The sequence below is a fragment of the Litoreibacter ascidiaceicola genome, from assembly GCF_900129235.1.
Taxonomy (GTDB): domain Bacteria; phylum Pseudomonadota; class Alphaproteobacteria; order Rhodobacterales; family Rhodobacteraceae; genus Litoreibacter; species Litoreibacter ascidiaceicola.
In genome coordinates this window covers 29570-44383 of record NZ_FQUV01000006.1, presented here as the reverse complement: position 1 = coordinate 44383, position 14814 = coordinate 29570, and the positions used below count along the sequence as shown (strand labels likewise).

General features: G+C 56.7%; 15 protein-coding genes and 2 pseudogenes. 12 read left to right on the top strand and 5 right to left on the bottom strand.

The features are described 5' to 3' along the window. Nucleotides 1–138 precede the first annotated feature (138 nt). The 5 genes and pseudogenes from BUB72_RS13035 (at nt 139) to BUB72_RS18540 (ending at nt 5370) form a co-directional block, all read left to right on the top strand. Complete coding sequence (locus BUB72_RS13035; RefSeq protein ID WP_245814845.1) at nt 139–1737, top strand: phosphoethanolamine transferase; 1599 nt, start codon at nt 139–141, stop codon at nt 1735–1737. Continuing rightward, nucleotides 1734–2135, top strand: coding sequence for a diacylglycerol kinase (locus tag BUB72_RS13030; protein WP_083588671.1), 402 nt, complete (start codon nt 1734–1736; stop codon nt 2133–2135). Before BUB72_RS13035 ends, BUB72_RS13030 begins: the two co-directional genes overlap by 4 nt. A gap of 52 nt (nt 2136–2187) precedes the next feature. Beyond that, a complete protein-coding gene (locus BUB72_RS13025) occupies nt 2188–2844 on the top strand; it encodes a response regulator transcription factor (protein ID WP_073144504.1) in 657 nt (218 codons plus the stop codon). Continuing rightward, the gene (locus tag BUB72_RS13020; RefSeq protein ID WP_073144502.1) at nt 2841–4196 is read left to right on the top strand and encodes a sensor histidine kinase; all 1356 of its coding nucleotides are present in this window, start codon (nt 2841–2843) and stop codon (nt 4194–4196) included. Before BUB72_RS13025 ends, BUB72_RS13020 begins: the two co-directional genes overlap by 4 nt. A 290-nt stretch (nt 4197–4486) precedes the next feature. Continuing rightward, a pseudogene (locus BUB72_RS18540) lies at nt 4487–5370 on the top strand (integrase core domain-containing protein). A 430-nt stretch (nt 5371–5800) separates the two neighbouring features. On the opposite strand, the gene BUB72_RS13005 reads toward BUB72_RS18540, so the two are convergent. Genes BUB72_RS13005 through BUB72_RS12995 form a run of 3 tightly spaced genes read right to left on the bottom strand, consistent with a single transcriptional unit; the run spans nt 5801 to nt 9037 of the window. Further along, nucleotides 5801–6565, bottom strand: coding sequence for a hypothetical protein (locus tag BUB72_RS13005; protein ID WP_139250681.1), 765 nt, complete (start codon nt 6563–6565; stop codon nt 5801–5803). Next, entirely contained in the window at nt 6555–7652 is a 1098-nt protein-coding gene (locus tag BUB72_RS13000; protein WP_073144496.1) for a hypothetical protein, read from the bottom strand. Before BUB72_RS13000 ends, BUB72_RS13005 begins: the two co-directional genes overlap by 11 nt. Beyond that, complete coding sequence (locus BUB72_RS12995; RefSeq protein ID WP_073144494.1) at nt 7649–9037, bottom strand: DUF4123 domain-containing protein; 1389 nt, start codon at nt 9035–9037, stop codon at nt 7649–7651. The genes BUB72_RS13000 and BUB72_RS12995 overlap by 4 nt, the downstream gene beginning before the upstream one ends. Nucleotides 9038–9290: 253 nt before the next feature. Between BUB72_RS12995 and BUB72_RS12990 the strand changes: the two genes are divergently transcribed. From BUB72_RS12990 to BUB72_RS18855, 7 genes are all read left to right on the top strand, one after another. Continuing rightward, nucleotides 9291–9986, top strand: a complete 696-nt coding sequence (locus tag BUB72_RS12990; protein ID WP_073144492.1) for a hypothetical protein — start codon at nt 9291–9293, stop codon at nt 9984–9986. Beyond that, the gene (locus tag BUB72_RS12985) at nt 9979–11358 is read left to right on the top strand and encodes an N-acetylmuramoyl-L-alanine amidase CwlD (protein WP_073144490.1); all 1380 of its coding nucleotides are present in this window, start codon (nt 9979–9981) and stop codon (nt 11356–11358) included. Before BUB72_RS12990 ends, BUB72_RS12985 begins: the two co-directional genes overlap by 8 nt. Before the next feature lie 172 nt (nt 11359–11530). Next, nucleotides 11531–12067, top strand: coding sequence for a hypothetical protein (locus BUB72_RS12980; protein ID WP_139250680.1), 537 nt, complete (start codon nt 11531–11533; stop codon nt 12065–12067). A gap of 117 nt (nt 12068–12184) precedes the next feature. Continuing rightward, complete coding sequence (locus tag BUB72_RS19110; RefSeq protein ID WP_073144486.1) at nt 12185–12388, top strand: helix-turn-helix domain-containing protein; 204 nt, start codon at nt 12185–12187, stop codon at nt 12386–12388. A gap of 93 nt (nt 12389–12481) precedes the next feature. Beyond that, nucleotides 12482–12670: a hypothetical protein gene (locus BUB72_RS12970; RefSeq protein WP_073144484.1), complete on the top strand. Its 189-nt coding sequence runs from the start codon at nt 12482–12484 to the stop codon at nt 12668–12670. A 5-nt stretch (nt 12671–12675) separates the two neighbouring features. Next, nucleotides 12676–12798 (top strand): hypothetical protein, encoded by a 123-nt coding sequence (locus BUB72_RS19195; protein WP_281250214.1) that lies wholly within the window; start codon nt 12676–12678, stop codon nt 12796–12798. Between the two features lie 60 nt (nt 12799–12858). Beyond that, the gene (locus tag BUB72_RS18855; protein WP_073144482.1) at nt 12859–13080 is read left to right on the top strand and encodes a hypothetical protein; all 222 of its coding nucleotides are present in this window, start codon (nt 12859–12861) and stop codon (nt 13078–13080) included. A gap of 13 nt (nt 13081–13093) precedes the next feature. Here BUB72_RS18855 and BUB72_RS12960 read toward each other — a convergent pair whose 3' ends face one another. Continuing rightward, the gene (locus tag BUB72_RS12960; protein WP_073144480.1) at nt 13094–14200 is read right to left on the bottom strand and encodes a ParB/RepB/Spo0J family partition protein; all 1107 of its coding nucleotides are present in this window, start codon (nt 14198–14200) and stop codon (nt 13094–13096) included. A gap of 4 nt (nt 14201–14204) precedes the next feature. Further along, nucleotides 14205–14804, bottom strand: a pseudogene (locus BUB72_RS12955) (ParA family protein); the annotation flags it as partial. Between the last annotated feature and the right edge of the window lie 10 nt (nt 14805–14814).

The following is a 14814-nucleotide window of genomic DNA, read 5'->3' as shown; positions in this document are numbered from 1 at the left end:
TATTAATCATAAGGTTGGCGTAAGGTTGCTGTGATCAAGAGCGCTCAATAGCAGCGCGGATCAATTCATATGACCACACACTCTTTGGTACGAGAACGTCTCCAAGATCTTCGAATGTCGGCTCCAATGTCGCCAATCATGTTAACAATTTTGACAGTCGCCTTCGTGTTTTGCGCCTACAACGCGACGTTCTGGACTATCGCCGTCGAAATTTTTGCAGGCCACCTGTTCTCGCTCTTTGGTTACATCAGCGCAGTCTTCTTCCTGACCCTTGCTGCGTTTAGCTTCTTTGGTCTCCCTTGGTTAGTTAAGCCGTTTTTGATTTTCGTCGTAATTTTGAGCTCGGTGTCCTCCTACTATACGGACAACTTGGGAGTGATTATTGACCGGGATATGATTCAGAACGCCATGGTCACAACAGTGACTGAATCAAAGCACCTGATTACTGCTGGGTTTGTCCTTCATGTTTTATCGCTGGGGGTGGTTCCGGCCGTTGCTATCCTTTCCGTCAAAATCAAGCCGGAAAGGACCCTTTGGAGGTTCGGCGCGCCTGTCCTCACCATACTGCTAAGTTTGTGTCTTGCCGCAGGCTTCCTCATGGCTGATCTAAAGTCATATTCGGCCACTCTGCGCGAGCGAAAGGACTTTATGAGCGCCTTTCAACCGGGTGCACCAATGGTGGCTACCATTCGCTATGCCAAGATGATGATGCGCTCCTCAAATGTGACGGTCGCAGCGGTTGGGCGAGATGCAAAAAAAGGCCCATCGTATAATGCTGGCAGCAAACCCGTGCTTACTATCGTTGTCGCTGGTGAGACGGCGCGCGCGCAAAATTTCAGCCTGAATGGCTACGATGTGCAGACAAATCCAAACTTGGAGCAGCTCCCGATTGTCAACTTCTCGAACGTGAGTTCTTGCGGGACGGCGACTGCGACGTCATTGCCGTGCATGTTTTCCAAATTTAGCCGTGACGACTATTCTTACGAGAAAGGTGTCTCGAACGAAAATGTTCTGGATGTGCTGGCCCATGCCGGATTGCAGGTCGACTGGTGGGATAACAACACTGGCGATAAGGGCATTGCGCGCCGCGTCGGTGGCTCCCGTTCTTTCACTCAAACGCAAAACGATGAGTTCTGTGCGTCTGGCGAATGTATGGACGGGATATTCATGAAGGCGTTGGAAGAATATTCGCAAACAATTACCCGCGACACGGTGCTGGTATTGCACCTGATTGGCAGCCATGGCCCGACTTATTACCTGCGCTACCCAAAAGAGTTTGAACGCTTCACTCCTGCGTGCAGCACAGCGGAATTCAAGAACTGCTCACCCGTCGAGATCACCAATGCCTATGACAATACCATTGCCTACACCGACCAAATTTTGGCGCAGACAATCGCTTTGCTAACCAAGGAAGACCGTCTTGCAACGTCTTTGTTATTCGTCTCGGACCATGGAGAGTCTTTGGGCGAGAAAGGGCTCTATCTTCACGGAGCACCATATTTCATGGCCCCCGAATATCAGACCAAAGTGCCGATGATCCTTTGGATGTCGAACGCATTTAAGGCCCAGTTCTCTATCGATCAAGACTGTCTTTCCGAGCAAATGTCAGATCCGCTGTCGCACGATAATCTGTACCATTCTTTACTCGGGATGCTGGACATCAAAACCACCGACTATGAGGCGAAACTGGATCTTTTCGCCTCTTGCAAAGATCATCAAAAGATTGCTCAAAATTGAAAGCTATATCTGAACCTCGTCGGGTAAAACCTGAACGCATCACCGGCATCGCCCATGTTTTTGCGGCGGCAGGCTATTCAATCGGTGGCCTTCGGAGGTTATGGCAAGAAACGGCGTTTCGGCATATCGTGTTTGCATTGGCTGCCAGCATAGTGCTTCTTGGCATCGCAGGGGCCACCTTTGGGGATTACTGTATTCAATTCGTCTTGTTCTTCGGCCTTGTGGCGGTTGAAGCTCTGAACACGGCGATCGAATGTCTGGTAGACCACTTGACCGCAGATTGGGAGGAGTTTGCGCGCGATGCAAAGGACCTTGGATCACTGGCGACCATGTGCCTCTTGATTGCTAACGCCATGTTCCTAATATCCGTTGTTGTTAGATATTTTATACTTTCATGAAAAGCGCTCTGTCAGATGGAACTCTAACACCCCAAGGCACCCAAGGACGCAAATGCGAGTTTTGTTGATTGAAGATGAGGCCGCCCTAGCAGGCCCGCTGATTGAGCATCTAGAGGCCGACTTTCACGTTGTGGAGTGGTTTTCAACTTTAGACGAAGCTGAAAGTGCCGTGCGCGCCTTGGAATATGACGTTGTGCTACTTGATCTGCATCTTCCGGACGGGGACGGATTGTTATTTCTCCAGTCACTGCGTGCTAGACGCATTCGGACGCCAGTCATCATATTGACTGCAAGAGATAAGATCAGCGACAGGATCAACGGGCTGAACCTTGGAGCAGATGATTATGTCATCAAGCCATTCGATCTGGACGAAGTGAAGGCTCGCATCCATACTGTTTGCCGTCGCAGCACAGATCAAATATCTCAAACGTTTCTTATCCATGACCTCAACATCTGTCTTGCTGATCACAGGGTCTCCAGAAGCGGTCAAGCTATTAAGTTAACGGCGAAGGAGTGGGGCGTGCTAGAGGTTCTTATCCGTCGGCAAGCAAAGATCGTTCCCAAGGCGGCACTGGAATTGGCCATATATGCTCACGGTGAAGAAGTAGAAAGCAACGCTATTGAGGCTCATATGAGCAGATTGCGTACGAAGCTTGGCAAGGACCTTATCATCACGCACCGCGGTTTGGGCTATGAGCTTGTGGCATGATTGTGCAGCGAAAGAGCCTGCTTGGGACGCTTGTTAAAAATCTCGCCATTCCATTCGCTGTAGCTTTCCTACTGGGTGGCTACCTCGTCTATAGCGTCGTGACTGAAGAATATGACGAACTTCAGGACGCGGGTCTGATCAGCAAGGCGCAACTGATGCTGAAAGTATTTGAATCGTATTCCGATGCAAGCGATCCTAACGGTGCGTTGGATGCGTCCGCGTTGTTGTCCTTCGAAGAAGCTACTCACGACAGAGATGAGCGCACGCTCTTCTGGTTTTTGAATGCTGATGGCGACGTCCTCGCTCAATCGCCGCTTGCACAGGCATCGCTGATGCAACCCTCTGCGCATGAAGGGCTGAGCACTATGAACGACCACCGTGTAGCACTTCAAACATCAAGTACCGGCAGCGGCATCGCAGTTTTAGTTGCCGAGCCAATGCGAGAGCGCAATGAAGCCATTCGCGGTGTTGTACTAGGCCTGCTTTCTAGTTTTTTGCTGTTGGGGGCGATCTTTGTTATCGCTGTGTTTTGGTCGGTTCGGCGAGCCGTCGATATTGTTGCTGACCTTAGCGATGACATCGCGCAAAAGAACCAGTTCAACCTAACCTCGATTGATCGCAGAAGCTCGTTTGCAGAAATCGAACCCGCAATTGATACGCTCGACGAGCTTATGGAACGGCTTGACACAGCGCTCGCAGCTGAGCGAGCATTTGCCACCAATGCCGCCCATGAGTTGCGTACCCCAATTGCGATATCTCTTGCGCAGGTGCAACGCCTGAAGTCGAAACTGGACGACCCCGACATTTCGGGCAATGTTGCTGAAATCGAGACAGCGTTGAAGCGATTGGTGCGATTGATTGAGCGCTTATTGGAGATGTCTAGGGCGCAGTCGGGGTTAGGTAGCTCCGCAATCAAGACGGATATAAATCAAGTGACACGCTTGCTCCTGAACGAGTTGCGCACCCGTGAGCCCTCTGAGGAGAAGTTGATTGTGAAACACCCTTCCGGGGAATGGTTGAGCCATGTTGACCCAGACGCATTCGGGATAATTCTGAGCAACCTTTTTGACAACATGCTTAAACATGCGTCTGGTGGCGCTCCGAGTGTGGTCGATGCTACCCAGTCGGGCCGCGTGACCATTTCCAACGATTGCGATCCGTTGGATGCCGCAGACGTCGAAGAGATAAAGGGGCGCTTTGTACGAAAGACCACCATGCCAAATGGGTATGGGTTGGGGTTGTCAATTGTTCAAGAGCTCTGCAATCAGTCTGGCTGTACCCTTGAGGTAGTCTCGCCACAACAAGGCAGAACGCGCGGGTATACCGCAACATTAACAGTTCCATCGCGCTAAGGGGCTTATGGCGGTCGCGACCGCTAGAAGGTCACAAATTTGGCCAACGGGGACAAGCCATCATGGTTACTTGGCAAGTATCGGCGCTGCTCTCGGCAGTGTTCGCTGCAATGATGCCAGTGTTGGCAAAAATTGGGGTGCGGAGCATTGACTCCGCATCTGGCCACGCTCCTTCGAACATGCGTTATCTTGGTGGTCTTATTGCTCTTCGTGACAGCCAAACAGGGATGGAATGAGCCTCCCCCTTTTGAGTGGTCCGCCCCTATAGTTAGGAAAGCGGAGGACCTGAGATGGCCATTAAGAGACCCAAGCCTGAAGAGATTGTCGTGAAGTTACGGCGGGTTGCAGCTCTGATGGGGCAAGGCGTGCCTCGGATTGATGCGAACCGGCAGATCAGTGTGACCGAACAAACCTACGACCGTTGGAAGAAGTACGGTGGAATGGGCGCAGAACAACTCAAAGAACTGAAGCGGCTACAAAAAGAGAACGAGCGTCTTCGGCGTGCGGTTTCTGACCTGACGCTGGATAAATTGATCCTGAAGGAAGCCGCATCGGGAAACTTCTAAGCCCCTCGCGCCGGCGGGCCTGCATCGATCATGTGCGCAGCCGGCTCAAGGCTTCCGAGCGGCGGCTCTGGCTGAACGATGGGTCATGCATCCGATTGCATCCAGAGTATCGCAACCATGTCTGGTCGTATGACTTCGTTCACCACCGAACCGACGATGGCAGGGCGTTCAGAACTCTCAACATCTTGGATGAACACAGCCGAGAATGCCTTGCGATCCGAGTGAAACGAAAGCTGAATTCGACGGAGGTTCTCGACGCTCCGACAGACCTGTTCATCCTGCGAGATGTGCCTGCCTATATCAGGTCGGACAATGACTCAGAGCTCATCGACGAGGCCGTCAGGGACTGGATCAAGGCGGCTGGGGCAAAGACCGCCTACATTGAGCCCGGGTCACCCTGGGGGAACGGAAATTGCGAGAGCTTCAACGGGCGGATGCGCGACGAGTTACTGAACGGCGAAATCTTCTGCTCGTGACGTGAGGCCTAAATCATCACTGAAAGATGGAGGAACCATTACAACACCAAACGACCACATAGTGCTCTGGGCTATCGGCCACCTGCGCCAGAGGCCATCGTACTGATGGACCAAAAGCCAATCATGCAATAATTCTAAATTTGGACCACTCAAGTAGGGCTGCTCATCTTCTAAGATTTTGGCTGCCTGACTGCGAGTTACACGAGCAATTGATCCATCTGGCAACACCGGTCGCGGAAAACGACTGATCCGTATTTGGCGCTGTTTCAAAATCTCGACCTCAACCTCTCGTGGACATCGACGAGGGGCAGCTCTCAACAAGCCCTCAATCGCACTTTGAATCTCATCTAGTGGGTAGTGAAAAAAACGTTCATCCAGACGCAGTTCAACTATCGCTCGCATCCACGATGCCAAGCGTGATTATGCCCTGTCGCTGATCAAAGAGAAGTATGAGGGCTTGCGCAAAGAATCGTTTGGTATGCTGAAGAATGGTTGGTCACCGGAACAGATCGCTGTTCAGATAGAAGCTTAGACAAGCAATAGTGACATTACTGGTGGAGTGTCAGCCGGAGCAAAGCTGCCTCGCGGCCTCCGCGGCAAGCTCATAGCGCTGTTCGAGAGGGATAGACTCCCATGGTGCGTCGTTGAACATGGGGCGCACGGGTTCCACAAGGGGGCTGGTCCAGCTGTCATCCCCGACAGACGACTTTGTAAACACCGAGAGCGGGAACAGGCATGTCTTGGGGGCCGAGATGTCCATTTCCAACATAGGCCGGGTGCGTCCGGCGGGGGCATAATAGGCCGCCGAAAGGCTCACTGAATGGCCGTCCGGGCGCTCCCATCGCGACAAGATGATACGCGCCACTGTGCCGCCCTGTTCTTCCGGAAGGGCCTCGAAAGCGTCGGCCACGGTGCGGCCCCATGCGTCGGGACGGCGCTTGTCCTGGGTGAAGTCCTTCACCCGCGCAAAGCCCGACGCCAGCAATCGGGCCTCGACGTCGGCATGGTCTGTCTGGTCCGTCGGGCAGAACAAGTCCGCACGCACCAGAAGGCCATCTGACAGGGCTATCCGGTACGCGCCATCGGGGCAGGTGAGGTGCAGATCATCGTTGCTGAACGCAATATCGACCCCGACACCTTCACCGCCGAAGCCGGGATGGACCTCGTCCGGAAGGAAGCCCAGATCAAGGCTGCTGCCCTGCTGCATCGCGTGCATGTTGGCGTAGGGCGCAAAGTCCAACGTCGGCTGCGGGGTCTGGGCCATCGCCAGCACCGCCAGCCCGCCAAGGGCCAGCGCCGCAACACCCGCGACAAATCTAGAACCCACGCGCATCCGCTGCCATCCTGCTGTGCTCTGCACCCAGATACCGCCTGTCGCCACCTTCGAAATACAACTCGTCAAACCGCGAGACAACCTGCACCGTGTAGGGGTAGCGGTCGCCAGCCTCCGTCAGCCAGCCGGGGCTGTCATAGGTCACGATAAAGCGGTCGGCAATCTGCGCATCCTTGTCATAGGAAAACTTCGCCGCCGCTCGGTAGCCCCTGAGAAGCAGGCCGATTTCAGCGGGGTCGAAGGGGATAATTCCGAAGATGTCGTTGTCGATCAGGTCATACATATATTCCTGAAGCGTGTAATTCTGCTCGTTATACAGGATCAGGCCGGTGCTGGCCTGTCGCCGCGCCTCCCCGCTATCCGCGCGCAGGGAGGCCATGATGCCGTCCTTGATAAGCCCGTCACGGTCCACCTGAATATTGCGCAGCTGTGGGAACATGCGGTTGCCGGGCTGCACCTCGTCCCACCAGGTTATGAAATTCTCCAAACAGATTTCGAACTCGGCAAGCTGCGCGTCGGAGCGTGGCCGCCCGTAGGTTTTGAAATGGCGGACGCAAAAATCGAAAATTGCGTAAATCTCGACAAACACGACCGCATTGCCTGCGATCAGCTTGTTCATGACACCCGTGATGGCGTTCAGATCGTGGCGGCCGGTGGTGTTCATCCCGCGCCGTTCCTGCTCGTAGACGACATTGCCGTAGCCGTGCACTAGGTCCGCGACCTCCCACCGCACCACGTTCGAGGCAAAGGCGGCAGCGCCTACGAAAGGGATCTGCACCCCAAGGCTTTCCAGCCATCTGAAACCCGCCGCATACAGCCCCGAAATCCGCGCGATGCGGTCGAGTTGCGCGTAGTAGCGCCGGATTTGCATAGCGGGCAGCGCATTGATGTAGCGCAGCATCGGATACCGGTCGCCCAGATCGGCGGTCAATTCATCATCGACGGGCAGTTGCAGCGCACGGATCACGCGGGACGCAGTCGCCTCGTAAAAAGGAATGCAATCGTGGCAGTTTTCGCACGCAGTGGAGGGTGGGGCCTGTGGAAAGCCTTCGGCGAAGGTCCAGCTGCTGCGGATGTTCATGGTGCGGTCTCGCGGTCAGGGTGGCTCAGATATGCGCGCACCTGTTCAGATGGATCACCATCCGACAAAAGGGCCGCTTTCAAGGAATGATAGAATGGATTGTCCAGCCACGCCACCCCAAGTGCGGCCCCCAACGCAATGGCAATCCGCTGGATTTCGATCGGGCGGCTTTCGATATCCGCGTCAAAGCGCAGGATCGTGATGGCGAACGCATTGAGCTCGGAATCGCTCATCACCCCAAGCGTCTTTGGCGCTACGTGGCGCAGCGTATCCGGCGCGCCATAGGTTAGTTTGCGCGCCATCAGCTCCAGCACCGCGTCCAGCGTGCCGGTTTCCACATCGGTCTTGTCGTAAAGGTCGCGCGCAGCGCTCAACCGCTCCGCTTCGGATGCGGATTTGGTGGCAATGGTCTGGCGTAGCTTGAGGTCGAACCGCAGGTCCTCCCAGAAGGCCAGCCCAAGCGAGGCGGACAGCGCGGTCAGTTTCGCCAGCCCTTGCTGGGTGACGATGCCCAACGGTTTTGCATGACGCGCCACCGCGCGTGCTAGTGCGGTCCAGTCGCGGTGATCAGGTGCAGCTGTCAGCCCAAGGGGAACTGTGCCGGCATTGCGCGACGCCATGCCCGCGCCAAGCGCCACAAAGAACGCGGCCTCCCGGCTATGACCGAAAACGACCCTGTCCTGCGGCAAAAGGCGCGTTCGAAGGGCCGTGCTGCGCACAGGCTCGGGCGCGGACAACCGCAGGGTGGTCACGGCATCCTGCGCGGGCCGCGTGATATGGATATCCGATGCCCCATCGGCGCGGAACCATGCCTGCCGCCGGTCTTCGATATCCGCCAGTTGCGTGAAATAGGCCCCGACAACACTGGGTTCCCAGTAGCGCAGGTAAAACCATTTTCCGGCCTCGTCCTGCGCACGGTTGAACCGGCGCAGGTGACGCCACATCCCGTCGATACCCCCCTGCCCGCGCAAAATCAGATGCGGGCCCTGATCCCACATATGCCATGGCGCGGGACCGCGGGTGAACAGCGCGCGGGTCAACGATCCGTCAGGGGTCAGCTCGGCCACCCAAGGGGCCTCGTCGGCAAGCGCGTCGTAGGCTTCACCTCTGTAAAGGCAGCGGTGCGGCGCGTCGGCGGCCTCCAGCATCTCGCGGCATCCCGGCAACCGCGCGCCGTCCAGTAGCACATAAGGCGCCCCTGCCCCACCTTCGAACATCGGCTTTCTCAAAACGTCGGGAACGCACCGTTTTTCGCGCACGCCAAATTGGGTGTCGAGCGGTACAACGCCTTCGACATCCTCGCGGATCAACGCGGACACGCGCTGCAAGGGCGCATTCGGGCCGTCGGCGACTTCGCCGATCCACGGGTCGTCAACCTTGTTCATCACAAGCCACCGGCCCTGACGACACCTTTTGTTTCCATGTCGGACAGTAACCCCTCAGGTTTTTGCGTCGTCGCCATCACTTAAAGGGCCGATATATATAAAGTCCTTGCAGTTCACCATCCGCGCCGGCGAAATCTTGTCAGCCCCCTCATGTGTCGTTAGGTTCATCGACATAAGGCCTAATTTGAATCCGCCATTTGCGATCCCGTGACGCGCACGGTCATTTCCTTTTTCCGAACCTGAGGGTGTCCTTTTGGTCAGCATCAATACGTCGGCTCTGCAACACTCGTTCGAGATCACCCATGCCAATGATCTTGCGTATATATTTCGCGAGTCCGTTCGGAAAGTCGGTGCGATTTGCGGGACCTCGGAGGTCACCCGCTTCTTTCGGCTCGCGACGGTACAGTCTGAAACATCCGGGTTCGAACTTCGCGGCGAAATTGTAAAATACGCCTTTCTTGCTCTGCATTTGGGCGCGTCTTTCCGCACCGACCCCCTGTACCAGCCTGTCAGGCAGTCGATGCTGTGGGGGCATTCCGGCGTCCACCCGAATGTCGGCTTGAACCGAATGTTTCGGAGCACGGATCTGATGATCGCCGAAGGTCTGTGCGCGGCAACTGACGGCGTCGCCCCCGGGTTTGGCGCAGCCTGCAAAACGACGCGGCAAAGCCGCCCGCACAGCGCAGTTCATGCCGCCTTCGAAATCTGCGCCAAGACGAACCCGAAACGGATCGAGGCGCTTGGAGCGGACCACGTCCGCAGCAGCTTGGAGCAGTATTCTTCGCACTTGACCCGCCAAGACCTGACACGGCACGACTTTGTCGTGGACTGGTTGATCTGCACCTATCACCTTGGCTTTTCTTTCGACCGTAATCCGCTTTTCGCATGGGTGCCGGAGGCGCTGGCGAAAGACGGGTTGTCACATATTGGGGATATTTTGGATGGCTGACACACGACTTCCCGTTGCTCAAAATGACAGCCTTTGGTCCATCGCCCAGAACTGCGGGATACCGGGGGGTGGCTCGAACTGGCAGGCGTTGGATGTGGACCGGAACGGACGGGTCTATGATCTGGGCAGCGAAACCCTGCCCGGCGGCCTTCAGCCCGGTGACACGGTGATCGTCCCCGAGGAGATGGAGCATAGCTGCCAAGGCGAGGTCGACGAAATCAGCGGCGGATTGGGCGGTGACCCACAGGCGGCCTCCCAACAAGGCGCGCAAGCGCAGGCCGCCGCAACGGCGCAGCCCGGCGGCGGCGTCTCTGCCACTGCAAACTGTTCTGCTACAATCATATTCGTGCTGGATCCCGGTCATGGTGGCCGCGGTGCGCAAGCCAGGCTTGCCAACGCCTCGCGGCTCAAACCCTATCAGGACGCTGTCGCCGCCGGCACCATGAGCCAGGCCGATTACAACGCAATGTTCGACGTGACCTCGTCGTCATGGAACAATGCGTTGGGGGCGATTACCAACACGCTGGAAAAAACCATGACGCATCGGTTGATCCCGCTGGTGCGCGACAAGATAGATGCCTTGAAAGGCGAGATCGTCGACAAGCTTCCCTATTTGGACGCGATCGAGGTTCACCTCACCAAAACGGATGAATTTGTAAACATGACAGGTGCGGACCGCGCGGCGGTCGCACGGGACAAATCGGCTGATTTCTTCTTTTGCTGCCACTTCAACGCAGAAACCACTAACGCGCATGTGCAGCTTGATATCACGAAAGTCTCCGGCATCGTCGACAGCTCTCGTGGCGTAAACATCACCACGCTGGATGCGGGCCTTCTGGGTGGCGTTTATCCCAAATCGGCATCCTCATCTTCCGGATCGCGCGGGCCTTTGATCCTTTACAGCGGCCACGCGAATTCACCAGCCGACACCGTGTCGCGTGCGCGCTCGGTCGGGACCGCCATCAGGACGCATCTTGCAGCCACATTGCAAGCTGCCGAAAACTCGACCGACACCGTCACCGAGCAGGGTGAAAATGCGCGCAGGCTTGCAAACATCTCGCCGATAAATCTGGGCTCGACGGATCCGGCAAAAAAGCAGGTGATTCCGATCTATCTGGAGGCCGATTTCATCAATGTCGAATCCGGTGACAGGCTTTGGAATACCGCCGCTTACAACGCGGAAATCGGCACAAGCCGCACGCGGTGGGGAATACCCGCAAAACCCGCTGGCGGCGCAGAATTGGCGGCTTGGAAGGCGGCCAATCTACGACGCGACATGCCGGATCTAGCAGCCGGTCATGACATGTATGACAAGGCCGCCGAATCCATAGCGATCAGCCTGCTGGCCAACATCAATCAAAGGATTTGCTAGGATGACAAGGTTTAGGGGTCTCTTGCTTGTCGTGATCATGACATGTTTCGGCACAATCTCACTTGCCCAGAAATCACCCCTACCGCCCGAAATCGACCGTGGCCTATTTCGCGCCACACCGGGCGGCATTGATGAAATTTACGTTTTTCCCCTATCCGCAAGCAAATCGGAGATGACATTTGTAAGCTGCCCTTTCGTTGAACTGCCTGACGGCAGTGAGGGCACAGCTTGCCATTTCGAGACGCTGTCAGGGGTGGGTGACGTCCTGCTGAACACCGCGAAACAGGACGTTGCGGGCTGCGCGATCAAGGATCACTGGAACATCGACTGTCCGGATTTCACCGCCGAAGGGTTCACCTTTTCGAACGCAAGAAAGCTTGCGGAGGTCGTTCAGGAGCGGCTGCAAGAGAGCACAAGTGAAATGCCCGTCCCCCCCATCAAACCCGACGCTGTAAGCACTGGAGAAGCCACTGCCGGACAGCTCGAAGCCTATAGGAACAAGCATTTCGAGGTCGTCGAGGACTGCACCTCTTTTGCCGGTGATCCCACCTTGCAAAAGGCTTGTACCAGCGGTTTGGATGCGCTCGCACCAGCGCCGGATATTTTGGGTGCGACAGCGCTAACAGTCGGCGCGCGTGCGTTTGTCTGTTTGGTATCAGTGGGGTGGAGTATCCCCGCCTGCGCCTCTGTGGTCACTGCCGAGCAATAGTCTAATACAGCGAACCACCCTGCTCATTTTATAAACGATCAATGACATTTTGACGAGATACTCCCATATCCGGATGAACATCAACGATCATTGAAATTTACCATGTCTTAGCCGCACATCATCACCGACCCCGCTACCCTTGGCAAAGCGATCCGAGCGCGCAGGCGGGCGCTTGGGCTGCAGCAAAGCGATCTGGCGATGCAAAGCGGTGTATCGTTGCCAATCGTCAGCGCGATCGAAAACGGCAAGGACACCGCTCGCATCGGCTTGGTGTTGCAACTGTGCCAAGATATTGGCCTGCGCCTGACAGTCGGGATTTGACTATGTAACTGGATGTCTTCCTTGACGGCTCCCCTGCCCCTGTTGGTCGCCTGACACGCGACGACAGCGGCACGACCGGCTTTCGCTATTTGGATGACGCGCCCGCGCGTCCTGTCTCGCTGTCCCTCCCCACTTGCGGGTGTGCAAGGCAAGGTGGCGCTGGCCCGCATGTCCGACGGTCGCTTCGCACTGCCTAAGTCGGGTTTGAACGCGCCGACGACCCACATTCTGAAATTGCCGCGCCCGTCGCAGATGCGGGTGGTGCAGGACGAGCATCTGTGATGGGGATGATGGCACGCCTCCGCACCGAAATGCCGGTACTGACCGACGCTCAGCTGACGCACCAGCTGTCTTTCGACATCGGCACCGCGGAGATGACGGACGAGATCACGCCCGCTGTCATGGCCTGATTTATTCACGACCTTGGCTACCCGCGCCTGACCCCTGCCCTGCGCACCCGTTTGCGCGACATGGAGCGCGCTGCGGTCGCCCACTTCGGCCAGGAGCGCGGCCCTGCCCGCAAAGCCATCGACGACCTTATTGAAGAACAAGCCAGGCAATTGGCCGCCGCTATGGAGATGGTCCTCGCCATCTCCGAGCGCGACATGGTCGTGATCAACCGCCCCTGTCGTCGCCCTGATCGGGCTGTAAATGCAAAAAAGGTTCCCCGCGGGGAACCTTTTGGGGGGTGATTTTCAGGAAAACCTAGTCGAGTGAGGTTAGAAACGCCTCGATTGCGTCCTGCAACTTTTCGCGGCTGACCGCCGAGAAATCCCTTGGCAGGCGCAATTCCACCTTGCCGTTCTGAGCGATCACCCGCGCCTCCCCTTCCGGTCTGGCCAGACGCAGGGAGGTTTTGGAGACTGATTTCGGCGCGGGCTGCTCTTTCGGCTTGGCCAGCGCATCGCGCAGGATTTTAGCCTCGGCCTCGCCATCGCGATCAGGAACCGCGTGCAGAGCGGCGGCGATCTGGACGCCGCGATCTTCTTCCGCCTCGAACAGCTTGAAAAGCTCGATCCCCAAGGCCCGTGGCAGCAGCTCGGGATAGCGTAGCGCATCGCCCAGAACGTGCAGCACGCGGGTGAACTGGCGAATATAGCGGCGCTTTTGCTTGAGCGCGGAGGCATAAAGCACCTTCACCGCCTCGCCCGGCTCAATGTCCTCATTCTCGGCATAGGACAACGCAAGCTGGGCCATCTCGCCGAACGAGATGTCTTTACGCACCAGATTTTCGTCGACCATCTTGCGATACAGCGCGGCCAAAGGTTCCCCGCGGGGAACCAACGCGGCGGGAATTTTGGTGTAGCGCGCGTCGCCGGTTTCTTCTGCCAGCTCCCTGAAGGCGGCCAGACGACGGTAGCCCTGGATCAGCTCGAAGCCGGTTCCGGTCTGCTCCACGCGTATCGGGTTTGAGAGCCCTATCGCCTGTATAGAGTCTTTCAACTCTTGCAATTCAGGGTCTGTATTCGCGGAACGGTCGCGTGTCAACTTTGTGATCACAACCGATGAAGTCTCAATCAAATCGGTGATCAAACCCAGTTTCTTCAGCCGCACATGCTCATGCGCAAGGGCGTCATTCTCGGCGCGGATGGCGGCTTCGGCGCTGACGCGTTCCGACGTGGCATCCGCCGCTTCGGTGATGGCGCTGGCCATGGGGCCGCGACGCGAGGGGGCGGCTTCGTTTTGCAACGGGTGGCCTTGCACGTTGAACGACTTTTTCTCCAGCTCCGGGTTCCCCGCGGGGAACCTTTCGGCGTCGGAGCCGTCCGTTTCTTCGAAATTGATGTCGAAAACGCTGCGCTTCTTAACCATCTATTCAGTCCTCCATCTTGTCCCAGGTCACGGTGAGCGTATCCCTGAATTCTTCGTAAGCCCGATCAAAAGAGGCGCTTGCGCGACGCCATGTTTCGCGTGTTATCTGCCGTTAATCGATCTCATTGACCGATGACAGGAAGCGGCCAGATTGTTCGACCGCGCGGGTCATCTCGATCGGGTGTTCGGCAACATGTGACTTAAAAACCTGACCAAATGCTGACTGCATCGCACGGTGCAGATCGGTGTTCGGCTCGAACCGGGTCGGCAGGAATTTGAGGTCGAGGAAGGCCTTGTCGCCCCCCGTATTTCCCGGCGTCTGCCCCTTGAAGCGGTCCAAATCTTCGATGGCTTCCGACAGCTGGCTGATGAAGCTGGTGGTGGAATCGTATCCCCAGTAGCCGGGACCCGAGGGGATAAAGAGCACGTCGGCGGCAAAGAATGACCATTCGGAGTTGAGGTGGCGGTACTGCGCGGAGGCAAATTCGACGAAGGCAGCGTTGGCGCAAGACGGGATCAGGTCGATCGACGGCCAGCTGGTCAGCTTGATAAAATCCGTGACGGGCATCTCGCTGAGGCCCATGCCGGTGCCGGCGGCGGGCAGCGGATCCACT

Coding starts and splice junctions, on each gene's coding strand:
- BUB72_RS13035 (WP_245814845.1), top strand. CDS start 139: ATGTTAACAATTTTGACAGTCGCCTTCGTGTTTTGCGCCTACAACGCG.
- BUB72_RS13025 (WP_073144504.1), top strand. CDS start 2,188: ATGCGAGTTTTGTTGATTGAAGATGAGGCCGCCCTAGCAGGCCCGCTG.
- BUB72_RS13020 (WP_073144502.1), top strand. CDS start 2,841: ATGATTGTGCAGCGAAAGAGCCTGCTTGGGACGCTTGTTAAAAATCTC.
- BUB72_RS13000 (WP_073144496.1), bottom strand. CDS start 7,652: ATGAACATCCGCAGCAGCTGGACCTTCGCCGAAGGCTTTCCACAGGCC.
- BUB72_RS12995 (WP_073144494.1), bottom strand. CDS start 9,037: ATGAACAAGGTTGACGACCCGTGGATCGGCGAAGTCGCCGACGGCCCG.
- BUB72_RS12985 (WP_073144490.1), top strand. CDS start 9,979: ATGGCTGACACACGACTTCCCGTTGCTCAAAATGACAGCCTTTGGTCC.
- BUB72_RS12980 (WP_139250680.1), top strand. CDS start 11,531: ATGACATTTGTAAGCTGCCCTTTCGTTGAACTGCCTGACGGCAGTGAG.
- BUB72_RS12970 (WP_073144484.1), top strand. CDS start 12,482: ATGACGCGCCCGCGCGTCCTGTCTCGCTGTCCCTCCCCACTTGCGGGT.
- BUB72_RS19195 (WP_281250214.1), top strand. CDS start 12,676: ATGATGGCACGCCTCCGCACCGAAATGCCGGTACTGACCGACGCTCAG.
- BUB72_RS18855 (WP_073144482.1), top strand. CDS start 12,859: ATGGAGCGCGCTGCGGTCGCCCACTTCGGCCAGGAGCGCGGCCCTGCC.
- BUB72_RS12960 (WP_073144480.1), bottom strand. CDS start 14,200: ATGGTTAAGAAGCGCAGCGTTTTCGACATCAATTTCGAAGAAACGGAC.